Below are 16,733 nucleotides of genomic sequence, written 5' to 3'. Positions count from 1 at the left end.
CTGCTGGCGCTGCCGCAGATCGTCCACCATGGCGCGGACGCCGGGCCCTACATCACCGCGGCTATCTCGTTCGCGAAGGATCCGGAGGACGGCACCTGGAACTGCGCCTACAACCGCCTGATGATCATGGGGAAGGACCGGAGCTCCATCCACATCACCGCGTCGAAGCATTTGTGGGAGTTCTACCGAAAGGCGGAAGCCCGGGGTGAGACGCTGCCGGTGGCGTTTGCGGTGGGGGTTCATCCCGCCATCGGCCTGGGAGCGCTGGCCATCGGGTCCATCGACGAAGACGAGCGCGCCATCATGGGCGGCGTCCTCGGGGAGCCGCTGGAGCTGGTGCGCTGCGAGACCTCGGACCTGCTGGTGCCGGCCCATGCCGAGATCATCCTGGAGGGCGAGATCCTGCCCGGCGAGCGCACCCCCGAGGGACCGTTCAGCGAGTTCACGGGCTACAGCCTGGGCGAGCGCCAGCGCGAAGTGGTGCGCTACAACGCCGTGACCATGCGGGAAGGGGCGCTGTTCCACGACATCTCCGTGGCGCAGGTGGACCATCTGCTGCTGTCCACCATCCCCATGGAGGCGAACCTTTACCGCGCCGTGCGCGCCATCGTCCCGTCGGTGAAGGCGGTGCGCGTGCCCGCCCCCTTTAGCTGCTACGTTGCCATCGAGCAGCGCGTCTCCGGGCAGGCGAAGAACGCCATCCTGGCGGTGCTGGGCGCCGACATGTACATCAAGCGCGTGGTGGTGGTGGACCATGACGTCAACGTTTTCGACGACCGGGAGGTGGCGTGGGCGCTGGGCACCCGGTGCCAGGCGGACCGCGACATCACGGTGATCTCCAATACGCGCGGCTCGGACCTCGACCCGTCCACGGACTCGGACGGCTACACCGCCAAGTGGGGCGTCGATGCCACCGCCAAGCCCTCCCTGGCCGAGTACACGCCGCGCAACCGCATTCCGCGCGATGTGCTGGAGCGCATCGACCTGGACAAGCTGGGGCTTTAGTGGCGTGCCCGCGAAGCAGGCTGTGCCCAAACGTCGTCCGGACAAGAATTGGCGCCAACCCCCCCGAATCGTCATTCCCGCGGAAGCGGGAATCCAGGGGTGGTGAGGCGGGGAAACGCCGCTGCAGTGTCCCACCCCCGCCCCTGGATTCCCGCTTCCGCGGGAATGACGATTCGAGCGGGCTCTGCCTCATCGGTTTGGACACAGCCTGGAAGACGGGAATCCAGGGTTGGCCGTGGGGGGCCCGTGGCGCTGTCTCGGCCGCCGCGGCCACCGGATTTTCCGCTTGCGCGGGAACGACGAATGCGGGCGTAGGAACTTGAACCGGAAAGTGACCTTCCCGACACGAAATTTCGTCTGCCTGCTGGAGGACACCGCCGCGCGCTTCCCGGAGAAGCCCGCGCTGGTCTGTCCCGACGAGACGCTCAGCTACCGCGTGCTGCACGAACGCGCCGCGGGGTTTGCGCGGGAACTCGCGGACCGGGGCGTCCGGCCCGGCGACCGGGTGGCGTTGGTGTTGCCCAACCACTGGAGCTTCGCGGCGGCGATGCTGGGCATCTGGAAGCTCGGCGCCACCGCGGTGCCGTTGAGCCCGCTGCTGAAGTCCGAGGAACGGGACGCGATCCTGGCGGACGTGGATGCGGCTTTGGTGGTGGAGCGTTTGGCGGCGCGGACCGGTGTGTGGAGCACGGTGCCGGAAGGGGTCGCGCCGGCCCACTTCGGCTACAGTTCGGGCAGCACCGGCCGGCCCAAGGGCGCCGTGTTCACCCACGCGGCGCTGACCTTCGCGAACCACTCATGGGCCGACATGATGGCGGTGGTGCCGGAAGACGTGGTCTTGTCGGTGCTGCCGTTGCCCCATTCCTTTGGTCTCAACGGTTCCTTGCTGGCTCCGCTGCTCAGGGGCGCCACCGTCGTGCTGCCCGGGGGATTCGCTCCGGACGAGGTGCTCGCCGCCATGCAAGAGCACCGCGTCACCCTGTTCCTGGGCGTGGCCACCATGTTCCGGCGACTGTTGAGCACGCCGGAGTTTGCCGGCGCCGACCTGTCGTCGCTGCGCCTCTCGGTGTCGGGCGCGGCGCCGTGCCCCTGGGACCTCGCTTCGGAGTGGCGCCGCCGCGCCGGCCACCGCATCCTCCGGGGTTACGGCATGACCGAGTTGTTCCGGCCCATCTCGTATCTGGCGTCGGAGCCGGAGGACCGGCCGGAATGCATCGGGCGGGCGGTGCCGGGCGTCGAGGTTCGGGTGGTGGCGGACGCGGGCGCGGAATCCGGGGACGGAGACACGGGCGAACTCCGAATCAGGACTCCAGCCGCGCTGCAAGGGTACTGGAACGATCCGGCCCCGGTGCTGGAGGACGGCTGGTTCCGCACCGGCGATCTCGCCCGGATATCCTCCGGCGGGTTCGTGGAGATCACCGGACGCCTCCGGGAACGCATCCTCCGGGGCGGCTACTCGGTTTTCCCCGAGGAAGTCGAGGCGGTGCTGGCCGAGCACCCGGACGTTGCCGAGGCCGCGGTGATAGGGGTGCCGCATCCGGAACTGGGCGAGGAGGTAGCCGCGTTCGTGGTGGTGAAACCGGGTGCCGGTCCGGGAACCGACACCCTGGCGGCCTACTGCGCGGACCGGCTGGCCCGCTTCAAGTACCCGCGGCACATCCGCCTCGTGTCCGAGTTGCCCAAGGGGGCGACCGGAAAGGTCGTGAAGGCGGAGCTGTTGAGGCGTTGGCGGGCGACTACTTCTTCGTCTGACCGACCAGGAAGGACAGGCTCTCCCTGACCTCCGGCGGCATGTTGAGGATTCCGTCCACGAGCCTCTTCACTTCCGGACCCGACACGGGGGTGACAACGAGCTTGGCCTTCTTGGCTTCGGCCAGCATCTGCGGGTCCTTCAGAGTCTTCGCATAGGCCTTCCGCAGGATTTCCAGCCGGTCCTTGGGTGTGCCCGGCGGCAGCGCCAGCATTCTCTGGAACGCCATCTGGAACGCCCATGAGTTGTAGAGCTTGAGGCCTTCCTCGTTCAGCACGTCCTTGAACAGCGGAATCTTCTGGATCTCCGGATCCGGATAGCTGTGGCTGTCGATGACGAAGGGAACCAGTTTCTGGTCGCCCTCGGCGTCCAGCATGCCGCGGGCGGTCACCCTCATGGACTCCCACTGGGAGCAGAAGCCGTCGACCTCTCGTCCTTCCAGCGCCAGCCGTATGGTGGCTGTCCCCCGGTACCCGGTGATGATTTTCAACTTGGTGCCCATGGCCTTGTTGAGAATCGCCGGGATGTCGTGGCCGGTGGAGCCGGCCCGGGTGGCGCCAATCTTGATGGGTTCCTTCGAGTTGATGACGTCCTTCCAGGTGGTCTTGCCGGTGAAGGCCATCATCATGCACACGATCTCGCCCCTGCTGGGGGCGCCGACCCATTCCATCTTGTCGAAGGGCACCGCGCCGGCCTTCTTGTCGCCCAGCGCCGACTGCACGATGAGCGAGTTGTTGAACACCGCGCCGCTGAGGCCGTCGGGCTTGGCGCGCCGGCCGATGTAGTTGGCGGAGATGAGGCTGCCGGCGCCGGTCATGTTCTGAACGAGGGTGGTGGGGTTGCCGGGGACGTACTTGCCGAAGTAGCGGGCGATCAGCCGGGTGTAGGTGTCGTAGCCGCCCCCGGGAGAGAAGCCCACGATGAAGCGGAACGTCTTGCCCTTGTAGAAGTCTTCGGCGTGCCCCTTGGGCGCTGCGAACAGGGTCGCGCCGACGATGATGGCCGCGGCCAGAAAGGATAGACCCTTGCGTGTCATGGATGTCCCTCCGTTTCGGTTTTACCGGCGTTGTCGACGCCGAGCCCCATTGGCTACAGAAGTGGCGCCACCATGTCAAGACGCGCGTTGAGAAACGCACCGGCCGATGTTATGAAGTCACCCACGGAGGTACCCATGGCAGATTCCATCATTCTGTTCACTCAGCCCGGTTGACCGCCTTGTCATCGAGAGAAGGAGTATCTTTCTCAAAAAGGCGTCGATTTCGTGGAGAAGAACATTCGCGAGGACGAGGAGGCCCTGAAGGACCTGCTGGCCCGCGGTTTCCAGAGCACCCCGGTGGTCATCATCGACGGGGAGGCCGTGGTCGGCTTCGACCAGGATCGGATCGACACGCTTCTAGGGCTCTGAGCGGATGGCCGCGCCCGCGGCCCCCGAACCACGACCACTGTTTTCGTCCCGGATCGCCGGGCGTGCGGCCGATCGCGCGCGCGAGGCGCGGGTTTAGGGGTTCGCCCACGTGCCCGGCCGGCGGCTAGGGTTGCGTCGAGCGCTTTTCCTTGAGCGCCTCGACGATCTTTTCCGGCGTGATGGGCAGGTCGTGGATACGTACGCCCACGGCGTCGAATACCGCGTTGGCCACGACCGCGGGCGGCGGGATGATCGGCGGCTCGCCCACGCCCTTGGCGCCCAGCGGCCCCGATGCGCAGGGGTGCTGGATCAGGTGCACTTCCACGGGCGGGGCGTCCAGCACACTGAAGATCTTGTAGTCCAGCAGGTTGGGGTTGTCCATCTTCCCGTCGGTGAAGGTGCAGGCCTCGCTGAGCGCCTGCCCCAGCCCCTGCATGACCCCGCCTTCGATCTGACCACGCACCGATAACGGATTGACCGCGGTGCCGACGTCCTGCGCGGCCACGTAGCGCAGGATGCGCACGTGGCCTGTCTCCGGGTCCACCTCCACCTCGGCCCCGTGGGCGGCCATGGCAGGATGAGGGGTGAGCTGTGATACGGACTGGGTGCTTACGATGGGGCCGCGCGCGTGCTCCAGGGCCAGTTGACCGACTTCGCGCAGCGTCACGGAACGCTCCGGGCTACCCTTGACGAACACCTTGTTGCCGTCGACCTCCAGGTCCCCGGCGTCGGCTTCGAGCTTGTCGGCGGCCACCTGCTGAATCTGCCGCTTCGCCTCCCGAGCCGCCAACAGCACCGCGCCGCCCATGCTCTTGAGCGCTTGGCTGCCCGCGCTGAGGGTGGAATGGGGCGCGAAGTCGGTGTCCGCGGTGCGCACGTGCACGTCGGCCAGGGATACGCCGAGCACTTCCGCGGCGATCTGCGCCAGCGAGGTGCTGGCGCCGCTCAGGTCCACCAGGCCGGTGAGGATGGCGACGGTGCCGTCCTCGTTGAGCTTGACGCCGGCGCTGGACGCCATGCCGCCCACGAGCCAGTGGGCCATGGCCATGCCGCGCCCGACGTTGTTTCGCGGCGGTTTCGGGAGCGCGTTCAGGGCCTCCGCCGCCCGGAGCAGCGTCTCCTTCGCGTGCACGTCGTCGAGCCGGGCGCCGGCGGGGGTCTCGTCCCCGTCCACCATGGCGTTGCGCAACCGCATCTCCACGGGGTCGATGTCCAGCTCCCTGGCGATGATGTCCATCTGCGACTCGGAGGCGAAGGCGAGCTGGGGTCCCGCCGGTCCGCGGTAGGCGCCGCACGTCGCCGTATTGGTGTAGACGCAGTAGCTGTCAATCTTGAGGTTGGGGACGCGGTAGGGGCCCGGCGACCGCACCGCCGCGCCCTGGCTGATCATGACGCCGGAACCGGCCGAGAAACCGGTCCCCAGGACCACCTCGATCTCCCGCGCCGTGATGGTGCCGTCGCGCTTGACCCCGGTCTTGTAGCGCAGGTGGAACGGATGCCGGGGGTTGGTGGTCTGAAAGTCCTCGCTCCGGCTCATGACGATGCGCACCGGGCGCCGCGCCTTGCGCGCCAGGGCCACCGCCGCGGGCTCGACGGTGGGCGACAGCTTGCCGCCGAAGCCGCCGCCGATCTCCGTGGGGATGACGCGGACCTTGGTCATGGGCATCCGCAGGATCTGCGCGATGGCCGCGCGCAAGGGAAACTGGGCCTGGGTGGGCACCCACACCGTGGCCTTGCCCGAGGCGTCGAAGCGCGCCGTGGCGGTGTGCGGCTCGATGTAGGTCTGGTGCACCATGGGCACGTGGAAACGGTGCTCGAAGACCCGGTCGGCCTCGGCGAATCCCCGTTCCACGTCGCCGCGCACGATCTGCTTGTGGCCGCAGATGTTGCCGCGCCGGTCCAGGTCCGGCTGCGACCAGTATTCGGCGTAGTCTTCGTGCAGCAGCGGCGCATCCGGCGCCATGGCCTCCAGTCCGGAGGTGACCGAGGGCAGCACCTCGTAGTCCACCTCGATGAGCCGCGCGGCTTCCTCCGCGGTCTCCTCGTCCACCGCCGCCACCGCGGCGATGCGGTCGCCCGCGTAGCGCGCCTTGGTGGAGGCGAAGTACGCTTCATCGCGGACGAAGCGGCCGTAGCGGATGTCCGGCAAGTCGGCGGCCGTGACCACCGCCCTGACTCCGGGCAAGCGCTCGGCGCGTTCGGTGCGGATGGCCGTAATGCGTGCGTGGGCGTGCGGGCTCAGCACCATCTTGCCGTGGAGGACCCGGCCTCCGGGCGAGACGTCGGCGCCGAACACCGATTGCCCCGTCACCTTCTCGAAGATCTCGACCCTGGGGAGTTCCTGACCGACGACTTTCATGATTCCTTCGCTGCCTCCATGACCGCCTGGATGATGGTACCGTAGCCGGTGCAGCGGCACAGGTTGCCGGCGATGCCGTGGGTCACTTCCTCGCGAGTGGGGGAAGGGTTGCGGTCGAGCAGGGCCTTGCCCGCCATGAGCATGCCCGGCGTGCAATAGCCGCACTGGGCCGCGCCGGCGGCGGCGAAGGTACGCTGCAGCGGGTGCAGCGCCTCACCGTCGGCCAACCCCTCCACGGTCGCCACGCGCCGGCCGTCGGCTTCCGCCGCGAAGATCAGGCAGGCGTCCACCAGCCGCCCGTCGAGGATGACCGAGCAGGCGCCGCATTCCCCCTCGCCGCACCCTTCCTTGGTACCGGTGAGACTCAGGTCGTCGCGCAGGAAGTCCAGCAGCGAACGGGTCACCGGCACTTCTTCCACGTACGGCTCGCCGTTGACGGTTACCGTGATACGAATGCGTGGAGTGTCCATCAAGCCTCGCCTCGCGCGCGCCGGAACGCGCTCCGGATGGCCCGCCGGGTCAACACCCGGACCATCTCCCTGCGATAGTCCGCGCTCGCGCGCACGTCGTCGATGGGCCGGGCGTCGGAGGCGGCGCATTCTCCCGCCTCCTCCACGACGTGCTCGTCCAAACGCGCGCCCGTCAGCCGTTGCTCCGCCGACGCCGAGCGCAGCGGCGTGGGTCCCACAGCTCCCAGCGCGATGCGCGCCTCCGCGACGGTGTCGGGGTCGTCCTCGTCCAGCCGCACGAACGCCGCGCAGTTCACCAGGGCGATGTCCATGGCCGTGCGTACGCAACGCTGGAACGCGCTGCCGGAGCGGGCAGGCCTGGCCGGGACGTGGATGGCCGTCAGAAGCTCGTCGCCTCCCACCGCCGCCCGGCCCGGACCCTGAAACAGTTGTTCCACCGGCATCTCCCGTGTTCCGGCCGCGGCGGCGATCTCCACGGCCGCGCCCAGTGCGATCAGCGGCGTCGCCGTGTCCGCCGCGGGGGAGGCGTTGGCGAGATTGCCCCCGACCGTGGCCCGGTTGCGGGTCTGGATGGAGCCCACCACCCGCGCCGCTTCGGCCAAGGCGTCGTAGTCGCCAACCACCGCCGGCGCGCCCGCGAGCGTTTCCATCACCGCCAAGGCGCCGATGCGCAGGCCGTCTCCGGCGGCCGCGATCTCGTCGAGACCGGGAATCCGCTTAAGGTCCATGATGGTGTCCGGCAGCGCCTGCCGGCGCTCCATCCGGAGAAAGAGATCGGTCCCGCCGGCCAGGGGGACGGCCGCGGGGGTCAGCAGTGCCAGCGCCTCGTCGAGGCGGCGGGGAGTCAGGTAGCGAAAGGGCCGCATGGCGTTAGCGGCCATTCATCGCACTTTTTGTCCGTGGGTGCAAATTCCGGCGCGGCGCTTGTGTCGCTGGATGCTTCGTCTACAATTGGCAGAGTAGCGCCACGGCTTGTTCGAGGAGCGTTTAGAGATCACCGCGGCGAGAACATCGTGCCAACAAGATTGAGGGAGATCGTAACATGATCATCGTCGCGATGGGTGATTCCAGGCAGCGTGGGGAGTGGGGCAGCGGCGTCGACCGCGGTGGATGGTTCACAACGGTGGCGCGGTACTTGGCGGTGTTGCTTCTGATGGCCGCCCCCATCGCGGCCTACGCGGCGCCCCCGGACCTGCAGACACCCGCGCCGGTCATCTATCTCGCCGACAACCTGGACGAGAAGGACAGGCTGGGTTGGTGCATCGACACTGTCGGGAGGGGGTTCGGCGAACGGTTGCATGCCCACTCCTGCAAGCCGCGGGGCGGCGACGTGCAGTTCCGCTACGACAGCGAAGCGCGACGGATCGCTTCGGCCACCTACGACGGCAAGTGCGCCGCACTGACGGCGCCGGCCGCCGCCGGTGTATCGTTGGGACTGGTGGATTGTTCGAAAGACGCGGTCGCCCAGGTCTTCGACTACGATGCCGCGGCGATGGAGTTCCGGCCCGGGGCCGACAAGGCGCTGTGTCTCGTGGCGGGTGGCGCCAGCAGGTCCGCCGGGCCGTTCATGTCCCGGGCTCTCGAGCTCGCTCCGTGTGCCTCCACGGACCCGGCGCGCAAGCAGTGGCGCATCAAGTGAGACAGGGTTCGAAGTCCGGCCGCAAGTGAAGCCCCTGAATGCCCGGCGCCGAAGTCCGGCGCAACCAGTGATGGGTGGATGACGAGCCAAACCAAGACCGGCGCCGGCGGCCGCGGGACCAGCGACAATCCCCGGAACCGTTTCGAGCCCATCGCCTTCGTCCCGGACGATTCGCCCGGCGGGCCGCCGACAACACTTCTCAGGGATACCTCCCGGTCCATCATCGCGTACAATGACAGCCCGGACGTGGGCTTCGACGCCAGCGTCAACCCGTACCGCGGGTGCGAGCACGGCTGCATCTACTGTTACGCGCGGCCCACGCACGAGTACCTGGGTTTCTCGGCCGGCCTGGACTTCGAATCCAGGATTCTGGTGAAGGAGCGCGCCGCGGAGCTCCTGCGGAAGGAACTGTCCTCGAGCCGGTGGAAGCCCCAGGTGGTGGCCATGTGCGGCGTGACCGATCCCTATCAGCCCGTGGAGCGGCGGCTGGAGTTGACCCGCGGCTGCCTCGAGGTGCTGGCCGCGTTCCGAAATCCGGCGGCTGTGGTCACCAAGAACCATCTGGTGACTCGGGACGTGGACGTGCTCGGGGAATTGGCGGCGCGCGACGCCGCGGTCGTATTCCTTTCGGTGACGACGCTGGACCGGGACCTCTGCGGACGCATGGAGCCGCGCGCCTCCCAACCCCATCTTCGTCTGAACGCCATCCGGACCCTCAGGCAGGCGGGCATTCCCGTGGGCGTCATCGTGGCGCCGGTGATTCCGGCCCTCACCGACCATGAGCTGCCGGCGATCCTGGAGGCCGTCGCCGAAGCCGGGGCCACCAGCGCCGGTTACTCGCTGGTGCGCCTGCCCTTCGGCGTCAAGGACCTGTTCGAGCGCTGGCTGGAGGAGAATTATCCCGACCGCAAGGAAAAGGTGCTGAACCGCATCCGCGGGATTCGCGGCGGCAAGCTCAACGACGCGGGCTTCGGGACCCGCATGAAGGGGCAAGGGATCTTCGCCGAGCAGGTCGAGGCGCTGTTTGACGGCGCGTGCCGCAAGCTGGGCCTGTCGCGCAGAAGCTGGAGCCTGTCCACGGCTTCGTTCCGGCGCCCGACCGCTCAGCTCGGACTCTTCGACGGCGACTGAGGCGCGGGAGCCTCAGGGCATCAGCTCACCGCCGTTCACGCCCACGATCTGTCCGGTCATGTAGCTGCTGGCCGGGCTCAGCAGGAAAACCGCCAGGTCCGCCACCTCGCTCGGCTCGCCCAGCCGCCCCAAGGGCACCATCTTGGAACGTTCCGACTTGCGCCGCTCCAGGGCTTCCCCGGTGAGGCCGCGGCGCCACATGGGCGTGTCGATGGGCCCGGGAGCCAGGGCGTTGATGCGGATACCGTACTCCGACACCTCCCGCGCCACGGCCTTGGTGAGGGCCGCGATTCCCGCCTTGGCGGCGGAATAGTGGGACGCCCATTCCTGGCCCTTGAGCCCGTGCATGGACGACAGGCTCGCGATGGCGCCGAACTTCGCTTCCATCATCAACGGCAGGGCCGCGCGAATGCAGTAGAAGGTCCCGTTCAGGTGCACGTCGATCATGCGCGCCCAGTCGGCGTCGCTGATTTCGTGCACGGGCTTCTGTTGCGAAATGCCGGCCACGTTCATCAGGTACGCCAGGCCGCCGAATTCGGAGTGGGTCTTGGCGATGGCGGCGTTGACCTGATCCGAGCGGGTAACGTCCAGGGTCAAGGGCAGGGCGGTGCCGCCCCCGGCGGTGATGCGCGCGGCGGTGTCCTCGGCCTTGCCGCCGTCCACGTCGGCGACGGCCACCCGCACCTTCTGCTCGCCGAGCTTGAGCGCGATGGCCTGGCCGATGCCGCTGCCGCCGCCCGTCACGAATGCGCTGTCGCGTTCCATGTCCCACTGCATAAACACCTCCGAAGTCGCCGTTGGCTGTGACGCAGGACACTAGTGTCGTGTCCCGCAAATACCCGGCACAATTTGCTGGTCTATTTCGCCGTCGGCTGCGTTACTCTTCCTCGCGTGATGCCCGCCACGGCTCGTCATCGCGCCTTGCCGACGACGAAAAATCCTGCGCAACTTATGCCGGGTATTTACGGGACACGACACTAGCACTTCGGGTTTGCCGCGGCAAATCTTCTCCCGCGGCCGCCTCGGTTCGCGCCCGAAGGGGCGATCTGGTACACAGGCGGCGGGAGGATTTCTCGTGGAATATCGTCAGCTTGGATCTTCGGGTTTGCGGGTGTCGGCCATCGGACTGGGCACCAATCGGTTCGGTGCGCCGAACGTGCGGCAGGAACAGGTAACCGCCATCATGGACGCGGCGGTGGAGTTGGGCGTCAACTTCATCGACAGCTCCAACAGCTACCAGGGCGGACGTTCCGAGGAGACGCTGGGCGCGGCGATGAAGGGCCGGCGGGACCGCTTCGTGGTGGCTACCAAGTTCTTCTTCCCCACCGGTGACGGCCCCAATGACCGCGGCACGTCGCGCTACCACCTCATGAACGCGGTCGAGGACAGCCTCCGGCGTCTTCAGACCGACCACATCGACGTCTACTACATCCACCGTTGGGACGCGTCGACGCCCATCGAGGAGACCCAGCGGGCGCTGGACGACCTGGTCCGCCAGGGGAAGCTCCGTTACATCGGCGCTTCCGATTTCGCGTCATGGCAACTGGCCCGGGCCAACGTCGTGGCCGAGTTCCGCGGCTGGACCGCGTTTGCCGTCCTCCAGTCCCACTACCACATGCTGGAGCGGGAGGTGGAGCGCGAGGTGCTTCCTTATTGCGCCGCCCACGGCGTGGGTTTCGTGCCCTATTTCCCGCTGGCCGGCGGGTTCCTGACGGGCAAGTACGTCCAGGGCGAGAAGCCGCCGCCCGGCTCCCGCGGCGAGACCCAGCGCTACGTGCAGCAGTACATGACCGAGCCCAACTACGATGCCGTGGCCAAGTTGAAGAGCTGGGCGGAAGCCCGTGGCAAGGGGATGAACGAGTTGGCGCAGTGCTGGCTGCTGGCGCAGCCGCAGGTGTGCTCGGTGATCTCCGGCGCGACCAAGCTGGCACAGTTCCAGGACAATGCAAGGGTCGCGGAATGGGCGCTCTCGTCCCAGGAACTCGCGGAGGTCGATGAAATGCTCGGTGGGTGAGCCGGCGTCAGCCGGGAATCCTCACGAACTCCTCACTTCCGGCCGACGCGGCAAGACGCGCGGCGCTCCCTCAGTGCAGGACGCGCATGGAAGGCTTGAGCTCGATGACCGCCATCTCGGGTTCGTCCGCCGACGCGGAATCGGGCTTTCCACGGCGTGCGGTCTCGTTCAGCAACAGCACCACCATGCGCCACAACTCCTGCTTTTCCACCGGCGCGTGCAACAGCAGGTCGGCGCCCGCGGCGAGTGCCCGCCGATGCTCCGGAATGAGGGCGCCCGACAGGATCAGGATGATCGGAGTGTGCTGATGCGCTCCCATCTTCCGAATGGCCCTGCACAGTTCGAAGCCGTTGAGCGGGCCCTTGAGGAAGGCGTTCACGAGGAACAGATGAACTTCCTGCGCTTCGGTCCTGGACAGCGCCTCGCGGCCCTCGTTCACGCCCAGGATGTCGATGACCGGCGACAGTTCCTGCAAATGGCTTGACAGCGCGTCCTGCTGACTTGAGTAGCTGTCCGCGATCAGAATCCTGGGTCGTACGCTGCGTGGCATGGCGCTCTCGTGACTGCTGCGTGAAGGCCGAGACCCCCGGCCTGAGTCCATAATCCTTGCCCGAGTCCGGTGGGCCCTCCTCCCTGCGACTCTGTGGACCGTGTAATTCAATAATGCGGAACGGCCGGTGTCAAGACCTCAACTAGCAAAATACTCCCTCCGGTAGCTCAAAAAAAAGAACTATCCTCCGCCGGTGGTTTGAAAAACGAACGAAATTTTTCAGTTCCCGATGCGTAGTCTACATTAGGCGACGGAGTTCGCTTCGAAGTGGAGTCATTTACGTTTGGCGAGTCGTAGTCAGATGTGCTCAAGGAAGTCACGCATCGCGGTGTGGGCCGCGTCCGGATTGGCGAAGAAGTAGCTGTGGCGTTCCCCGGGCAGTACGACAAGGCGGGCTCCGGGAATGCCGTTCTCAAGAGTCTCCGACGACGTCCGATGGGACAGGTCGCTGGTGACGTTGCGGTCGTCTTCGCCGACCAGGATCAGGGTGGGGCAGCGGATGTCGCCGAGGCGGCCGCTGGTGTCGTGCCCTTGCCGCGCCAGCAGATGGCGGAAGTAGAACTCCACCGGCCCCATGTTGGCCATGCGCACGCTCAGGTAGTTCTCCACCCGGTCCGGGTGACGCTCGGCGAACTCGTCGGTGAATCCGACGAGGATGGAGTGGTCGCGGACATACTTTTCATACCCCCATTCCACCATCTCCGTCGCGATCTTGAGCGGAATGCCCTTGGTGTGAGGGTAGGCCGCCCCGGTAGACGCCAGGATGAGCGCCTTGATCCTCGCGGGATGGTCCAAAGCCATGAGTTGGGCAACCCGGCCGCCCATGGAATGGCCGCAGACGACGGCCCCGTCCGCGCCGACGTGGTCGAGGAGGGCCATGGCGTCGTCCGCGAACATCCGGGTCGTGAAGGGCATGGACGGCTTTCCGGACTGGCCCGTGCCGCGGTAGTCCATGGTGATGACCTGGTGGTCGCGGACGAATTCAGGCACCTGATGGATCTTCCACACCTCCCCGTCGCAGTGAGTCTCGCTCAGGAAGAGCAAAGGCGCGCCCTGGCCGTGGACCTCGTAGTAGAGTTCGGTGTCGTCGACGGGCAGCAAGGGCATGAGACCTCCAGCGGCTTCGGAGCGGGTCGGGCCGGACGCGGGCGGTCCGGATGCGATCAGTCCATGTAGCCGGTCTTGAACGCCCAGAGCCAGGCGTAGACGATTTTTTCGTTGTAGAGCGCCCAGTGGCCCATGTGGGTGTACTTGGGCACCAGCCCAACGTGCACCTGAGCGCCGCCGGCCGCGTATTTGCCGGCCATGTACATCTCGCGCTTGTCGCCAAGGCTCTTGCCGCCGAGCCAGTGGCCGTGGTCGTTCTCGCCCACCATGAGCAGCACCCTGAGGTTCGCCAGCCACTCGGCGGGCGGGTCCTGCAGGTGATCGAAGTATTCCTCCCGCGGCAGCCCGGTGATCCGGACGTACTCTTCCAGCCGCTCCGGGAAGACGTTGTGCTGGTTGTCACGCAGGCCGATCTTGATCTGCGGCCGGGTGTTCTCGGTGAGGCGGAAGAAATCCTCCATGCCGCCCCAGGGCGTCAGCTCCGGCAGGTCCTCGTAGTGGGACCGCCGGTAGGCGTCCACGGTGCGCCGGGAGATCTGTGCAAGGCCGTAGGGCTTGGGCGACTCCATGCCGGTGTTCTCGCGCCACTCCCGGCGCCAGCCGTCGGGTCCGCCGCTGCCCCAGCCGACGATGCCGATGACCTCGGCCTCGCGGGTGAAGCGGGTCAGGTGGGCGGCCATGGGGCCGCCGGTGGAGTGGCCGAAGGCGACCAGCCGCCGCCCCCGCAGGTGGCGGTCGGTGAGCTGCCCGGCGCCCTGCAGCACCACGTTGAAGGTGCACTTGAGCAGCCGGTCCTCAAGCTCGTCCTTGTCCACCTCGACGTCGAGGAGATAGAACGGCACCCGCTCGCCGATCGGTTTGTCCCACTCGCCGCCCGGAGGCCAGAGGCCCGGGTAGCTGAAGGTCAGCACGGTGAAGCCCTGGGCGGCCAGCCGGCGCGCCAGGCCGGGACGCCCGTCGGGGGTGACGTCCATGACCGTCTCGTTGGCGCCGCCGCCGTGGAAGACGACAAAGGCGGGGCGGTCGCCGCGCTCGCGCGCGGGGGTGTAGAGGGAGCCGTGCATGTCCCAGTCGTAGCCGTTGCGTTGGTAGCGCTCCACCACCTCGGTGACGGTGTACGCGCCGTCGTCGTCGGGCGGCGGCATGTCGAGCCAGTCGTCCCAACCGATGGGGATGAGGGTGTCGTCGGCCTCCAGGGCACGGGTGAAGGCCTGGGTTCCGGCCGGTGCTTCGGGCATGTTATTCTCCTGGTTCCTGTCCGGCGCGGATCATCATCCAAATTAACCAGACGCGCCACAGTTGTGGCGTATAGCGGGAACCGCGGCGGAAGACAACGCGGCGTTCCGGAGTGCACATCATGGAGTTGGGTCTTTCCCTGTTTTCGACGGAACTGGCGGGTCCCGTGGGCGATATCGCCCGGGAGGCGGAGACGCTGGGCTTCGAGTCCTTGTGGTTCCCCGAGCACATGCTCATCCCGGTCCACTACGAATCGCGTTACAAGCGCACCCCGGACGGCAAGGTGCCCGCGTCCTTCGGACACCTGCCGGATCCCTTCATCGCGGCGGCCATGGCCGCCCAGGCCACCGAACGCCTGCGCGTGGCCACCGGCATCTGCATTCTGCCGCAACGGGAGGTCATCGCCACCGCCAAGGCCGCCGCCACACTGGACCGCCACAGCGGCGGGCGCCTGATCATGGGGGTGGGCGCCGGCTGGTTTCCGGAGGAAGCGGCGATCCTCGGGGTCACTTCGTTCAAACGCCGCTGGCAGGCGCTGCGCGAGGGAGTCGAGGCGTTGCGCGTGCTGTGGACTCGGGAAGAGGCCGAGTACAGCGGGGAGTTCGTGCGCTTCCCCCCGGTGCGGGTCTTCCCCAAGCCGCTCCAGAAGCCGCATCCGCCGGTCCACCTGGGGGTGCACGACCCCCGGTACGCGCCCAGGCGGGTGGCCCGGTACGCCGACGGTTGGTGTCCGGGGGATCTGCCCGTGGACGAGGCCGCGGACGCGGTGGCCAGCGTGCGGCGTGCGGCCGCGGAGCGCGGACGCGATCCGGAGGGGATCGAGTTCTCGGTGGTGCTGACGCCCGCCGGAGATTTCCCCACGGTGGACGACATGGCGTGCTACCGCGCGGCGGGCATGCGGCGCATCATCCTGCGGGTGATGGAGGCGGCCACGGGAAACGGGGTCGACGCAGTGCGGCGACTGCATCGCTTCATCGAACAGGCGCGGCGGATCGAACCTCGCTGAAAGACTCCCGGATCGCGCCTCCGGCTTATCCCGACAGACTCCGGGTGATCAGCACGGTCAGACCCAGGCCCCAGCAGTAGAGCGCAAACCAACCGAGGCGACGTGACAGCAGCACCCTCAAGAGTACCTCGATACCGAGGTAGCCGGTTACGAACGCGGCGAGGAAGGCCGCCGCGTAGCCGAACCCGTTGATATCCGGAGCACCGGCCAGGCCGTGGGACAGGAGTTGGAGCGTGAACGCTCCCAGGATCGCGGGTATGGAGAGCAGGAACGAGTAACGCAGGGCCAAGTCGCGTCCGAGACCGCTCAAGACCCCCGCGGCAACGGTCGCTCCGGAGCGCGACACACCCGGTATGATGGCCATGCCCTGGACGAGGCCGATGAGCAGGGCGTGCCAGACGCGCATTCTCTCGATATCCGCGCCCTGGCCGCGCACACGATCCGTGGCTACGAGCAGGGCGCCGGTCACCAGCAGCATGCTCGCGGCCGTGGGCACGCTGCTGAAAAGGCGCTCCAGTCCGTCCTTGAAGAGCAAGCCGATCAAGGCCGTGGGCAGGGTACCGGCCACCACGAGCCCGAGAAGGCGAACGGCGTCCGGGTCGGAAGCCCGGGGCCTCAGAGCGGCGCAGGCCAACACCACGACATCGCGACGAAAGTAAAGCAACACCGCGCCGAGCGTTGCCAAGTGCACGGTGGCATGGAACAATACGCCGGGTTCCTGGAAGCTTGGCAGCCACGACTGAACCAGCACCAGATGGCCGGAGCTGCTGACCGGCAGGAACTCGGTGAGCCCTTGGAGGATTCCGAGCGTTGCAAGAGTCAGGGTGGGGCTCACGATTCGGGCTCGCGACTCCTCGACTGCCGCAAGGGCGTTGTACCGTGCGGGACCCGTGCGGCGGTCCGTCGAGGTTGATTCATGAGTCTACTACGAAACGGGCCGCGAGGCCATGCGCCCTGTGTGCTTCGGTGGCGGGCGTTTCTGTGGAAGATCCGGGCAACTGCTTCGAACATGGTTTGTAACCAAGTAATTGAGTTGCACCGGTCGTCATTTAATTGCTCTT

Annotated in this window: 15 protein-coding genes and 1 pseudogene; 7 read left to right on the top strand and 9 right to left on the bottom strand. The window is 67.3% G+C overall.

The genetic code is table 11. The annotated features are described in order from the left end of the window. Positions 1-1,005 (top strand): UbiD family decarboxylase (locus OXF11_12425; protein MCY4487900.1); only part of this gene is annotated, 1,005 nt, incomplete at its 5' end. Between the two features lie 319 nt (positions 1,006-1,324). Then, positions 1,325-2,785, top strand: coding sequence for an AMP-binding protein (locus tag OXF11_12420; GenBank protein ID MCY4487899.1), 1,461 nt, complete (start codon positions 1,325-1,327; stop codon positions 2,783-2,785). Here OXF11_12420 and OXF11_12415 read toward each other — a convergent pair. Next, positions 2,742-3,791, bottom strand: coding sequence for a hypothetical protein (locus OXF11_12415; protein ID MCY4487898.1), 1,050 nt, complete (start codon positions 3,789-3,791; stop codon positions 2,742-2,744). The two genes, OXF11_12420 and OXF11_12415, sit on opposite strands and share 44 nt — an antisense overlap. A 192-nt stretch (positions 3,792-3,983) precedes the next feature. Between OXF11_12415 and OXF11_12410 the strand changes: the two are divergent. Continuing rightward, positions 3,984-4,160, top strand: a pseudogene (locus tag OXF11_12410) (glutaredoxin family protein). A gap of 124 nt (positions 4,161-4,284) precedes the next feature. Here the strand turns inward: OXF11_12410 and OXF11_12405 are convergent. The 3 genes from OXF11_12405 to OXF11_12395 are packed head-to-tail and all read right to left on the bottom strand — an operon-like array spanning position 4,285 to position 7,870. After that, positions 4,285-6,519: a xanthine dehydrogenase family protein molybdopterin-binding subunit gene (locus OXF11_12405; protein ID MCY4487897.1), complete on the bottom strand. Its 2,235-nt coding sequence runs from the start codon at positions 6,517-6,519 to the stop codon at positions 4,285-4,287. Further along, the gene (locus OXF11_12400) at positions 6,516-6,989 is read right to left on the bottom strand and encodes a (2Fe-2S)-binding protein (GenBank protein ID MCY4487896.1); all 474 of its coding nucleotides are present in this window, start codon (positions 6,987-6,989) and stop codon (positions 6,516-6,518) included. Before OXF11_12400 ends, OXF11_12405 begins: the two co-directional genes overlap by 4 nt. Then, complete coding sequence (locus tag OXF11_12395) at positions 6,989-7,870, bottom strand: xanthine dehydrogenase family protein subunit M (GenBank protein ID MCY4487895.1); 882 nt, start codon at positions 7,868-7,870, stop codon at positions 6,989-6,991. Before OXF11_12395 ends, OXF11_12400 begins: the two co-directional genes overlap by 1 nt. A gap of 161 nt (positions 7,871-8,031) precedes the next feature. Between OXF11_12395 and OXF11_12390 the strand changes: the two genes are divergently transcribed. Continuing rightward, complete coding sequence (locus tag OXF11_12390) at positions 8,032-8,628, top strand: hypothetical protein (protein ID MCY4487894.1); 597 nt, start codon at positions 8,032-8,034, stop codon at positions 8,626-8,628. Positions 8,629-8,706: 78 nt separating this feature from the next. After that, the gene (locus OXF11_12385) at positions 8,707-9,759 is read left to right on the top strand and encodes a PA0069 family radical SAM protein (GenBank protein ID MCY4487893.1); all 1,053 of its coding nucleotides are present in this window, start codon (positions 8,707-8,709) and stop codon (positions 9,757-9,759) included. A 12-nt stretch (positions 9,760-9,771) separates the two neighbouring features. On the opposite strand, the gene OXF11_12380 is transcribed toward OXF11_12385, so the two are convergent. After that, positions 9,772-10,536: an SDR family NAD(P)-dependent oxidoreductase gene (locus tag OXF11_12380; protein MCY4487892.1), complete on the bottom strand. Its 765-nt coding sequence runs from the start codon at positions 10,534-10,536 to the stop codon at positions 9,772-9,774. Positions 10,537-10,834: 298 nt separating this feature from the next. Between OXF11_12380 and OXF11_12375 the strand changes: the two genes are divergently transcribed. Next, positions 10,835-11,773, top strand: a complete 939-nt coding sequence (locus OXF11_12375; protein MCY4487891.1) for an aldo/keto reductase — start codon at positions 10,835-10,837, stop codon at positions 11,771-11,773. Between the two features lie 70 nt (positions 11,774-11,843). Here OXF11_12375 and OXF11_12370 read toward each other — a convergent pair whose 3' ends face one another. From OXF11_12370 to OXF11_12360, 3 genes are all read right to left on the bottom strand, one after another. Then, entirely contained in the window at positions 11,844-12,323 is a 480-nt protein-coding gene (locus tag OXF11_12370) for a response regulator (GenBank protein ID MCY4487890.1), read from the bottom strand. Between the two features lie 297 nt (positions 12,324-12,620). Continuing rightward, positions 12,621-13,430 (bottom strand): alpha/beta fold hydrolase, encoded by an 810-nt coding sequence (locus tag OXF11_12365; protein ID MCY4487889.1) that lies wholly within the window; start codon positions 13,428-13,430, stop codon positions 12,621-12,623. Between the two features lie 56 nt (positions 13,431-13,486). After that, positions 13,487-14,668 (bottom strand): alpha/beta fold hydrolase, encoded by a 1,182-nt coding sequence (locus OXF11_12360; protein MCY4487888.1) that lies wholly within the window; start codon positions 14,666-14,668, stop codon positions 13,487-13,489. 119 nt (positions 14,669-14,787) lie between these two features. Here OXF11_12360 and OXF11_12355 point away from each other — a divergent pair, with 119 nt between their 5' ends. Next, a complete protein-coding gene (locus OXF11_12355) occupies positions 14,788-15,672 on the top strand; it encodes a TIGR03619 family F420-dependent LLM class oxidoreductase (protein MCY4487887.1) in 885 nt (294 codons plus the stop codon). Between the two features lie 25 nt (positions 15,673-15,697). On the opposite strand, the gene OXF11_12350 is transcribed toward OXF11_12355, so the two are convergent. Further along, positions 15,698-16,507 (bottom strand): undecaprenyl-diphosphate phosphatase, encoded by an 810-nt coding sequence (locus OXF11_12350; protein ID MCY4487886.1) that lies wholly within the window; start codon positions 16,505-16,507, stop codon positions 15,698-15,700. Positions 16,508-16,733 lie beyond the last annotated feature (226 nt).

The organism is Deltaproteobacteria bacterium (assembly GCA_026712905.1).
Classification (GTDB): Bacteria; Desulfobacterota; Binatia; order UBA9968; family JAJDTQ01; genus JAJDTQ01.
This window is presented reverse-complemented; position numbering and strand designations above follow the sequence as displayed.

Bases quoted from the DNA above. Each gene is read 5' to 3' on its own strand.
- OXF11_12415 (MCY4487898.1), bottom strand. From the start codon at position 3,791: ATGACACGCAAGGGTCTATCCTTTCTGGCCGCGGCCATCATCGTCGGC.
- OXF11_12405 (MCY4487897.1), bottom strand. From the start codon at position 6,519: ATGAAAGTCGTCGGTCAGGAACTCCCCAGGGTCGAGATCTTCGAGAAG.
- OXF11_12400 (MCY4487896.1), bottom strand. From the start codon at position 6,989: ATGGACACTCCACGCATTCGTATCACGGTAACCGTCAACGGCGAGCCG.
- OXF11_12395 (MCY4487895.1), bottom strand. From the start codon at position 7,870: ATGGCCGCTAACGCCATGCGGCCCTTTCGCTACCTGACTCCCCGCCGC.
- OXF11_12390 (MCY4487894.1), top strand. From the start codon at position 8,032: ATGATCATCGTCGCGATGGGTGATTCCAGGCAGCGTGGGGAGTGGGGC.
- OXF11_12385 (MCY4487893.1), top strand. From the start codon at position 8,707: ATGACGAGCCAAACCAAGACCGGCGCCGGCGGCCGCGGGACCAGCGAC.
- OXF11_12380 (MCY4487892.1), bottom strand. From the start codon at position 10,536: ATGCAGTGGGACATGGAACGCGACAGCGCATTCGTGACGGGCGGCGGC.
- OXF11_12370 (MCY4487890.1), bottom strand. From the start codon at position 12,323: ATGCCACGCAGCGTACGACCCAGGATTCTGATCGCGGACAGCTACTCA.
- OXF11_12365 (MCY4487889.1), bottom strand. From the start codon at position 13,430: ATGCCCTTGCTGCCCGTCGACGACACCGAACTCTACTACGAGGTCCAC.
- OXF11_12360 (MCY4487888.1), bottom strand. From the start codon at position 14,668: ATGCCCGAAGCACCGGCCGGAACCCAGGCCTTCACCCGTGCCCTGGAG.
- OXF11_12355 (MCY4487887.1), top strand. From the start codon at position 14,788: ATGGAGTTGGGTCTTTCCCTGTTTTCGACGGAACTGGCGGGTCCCGTG.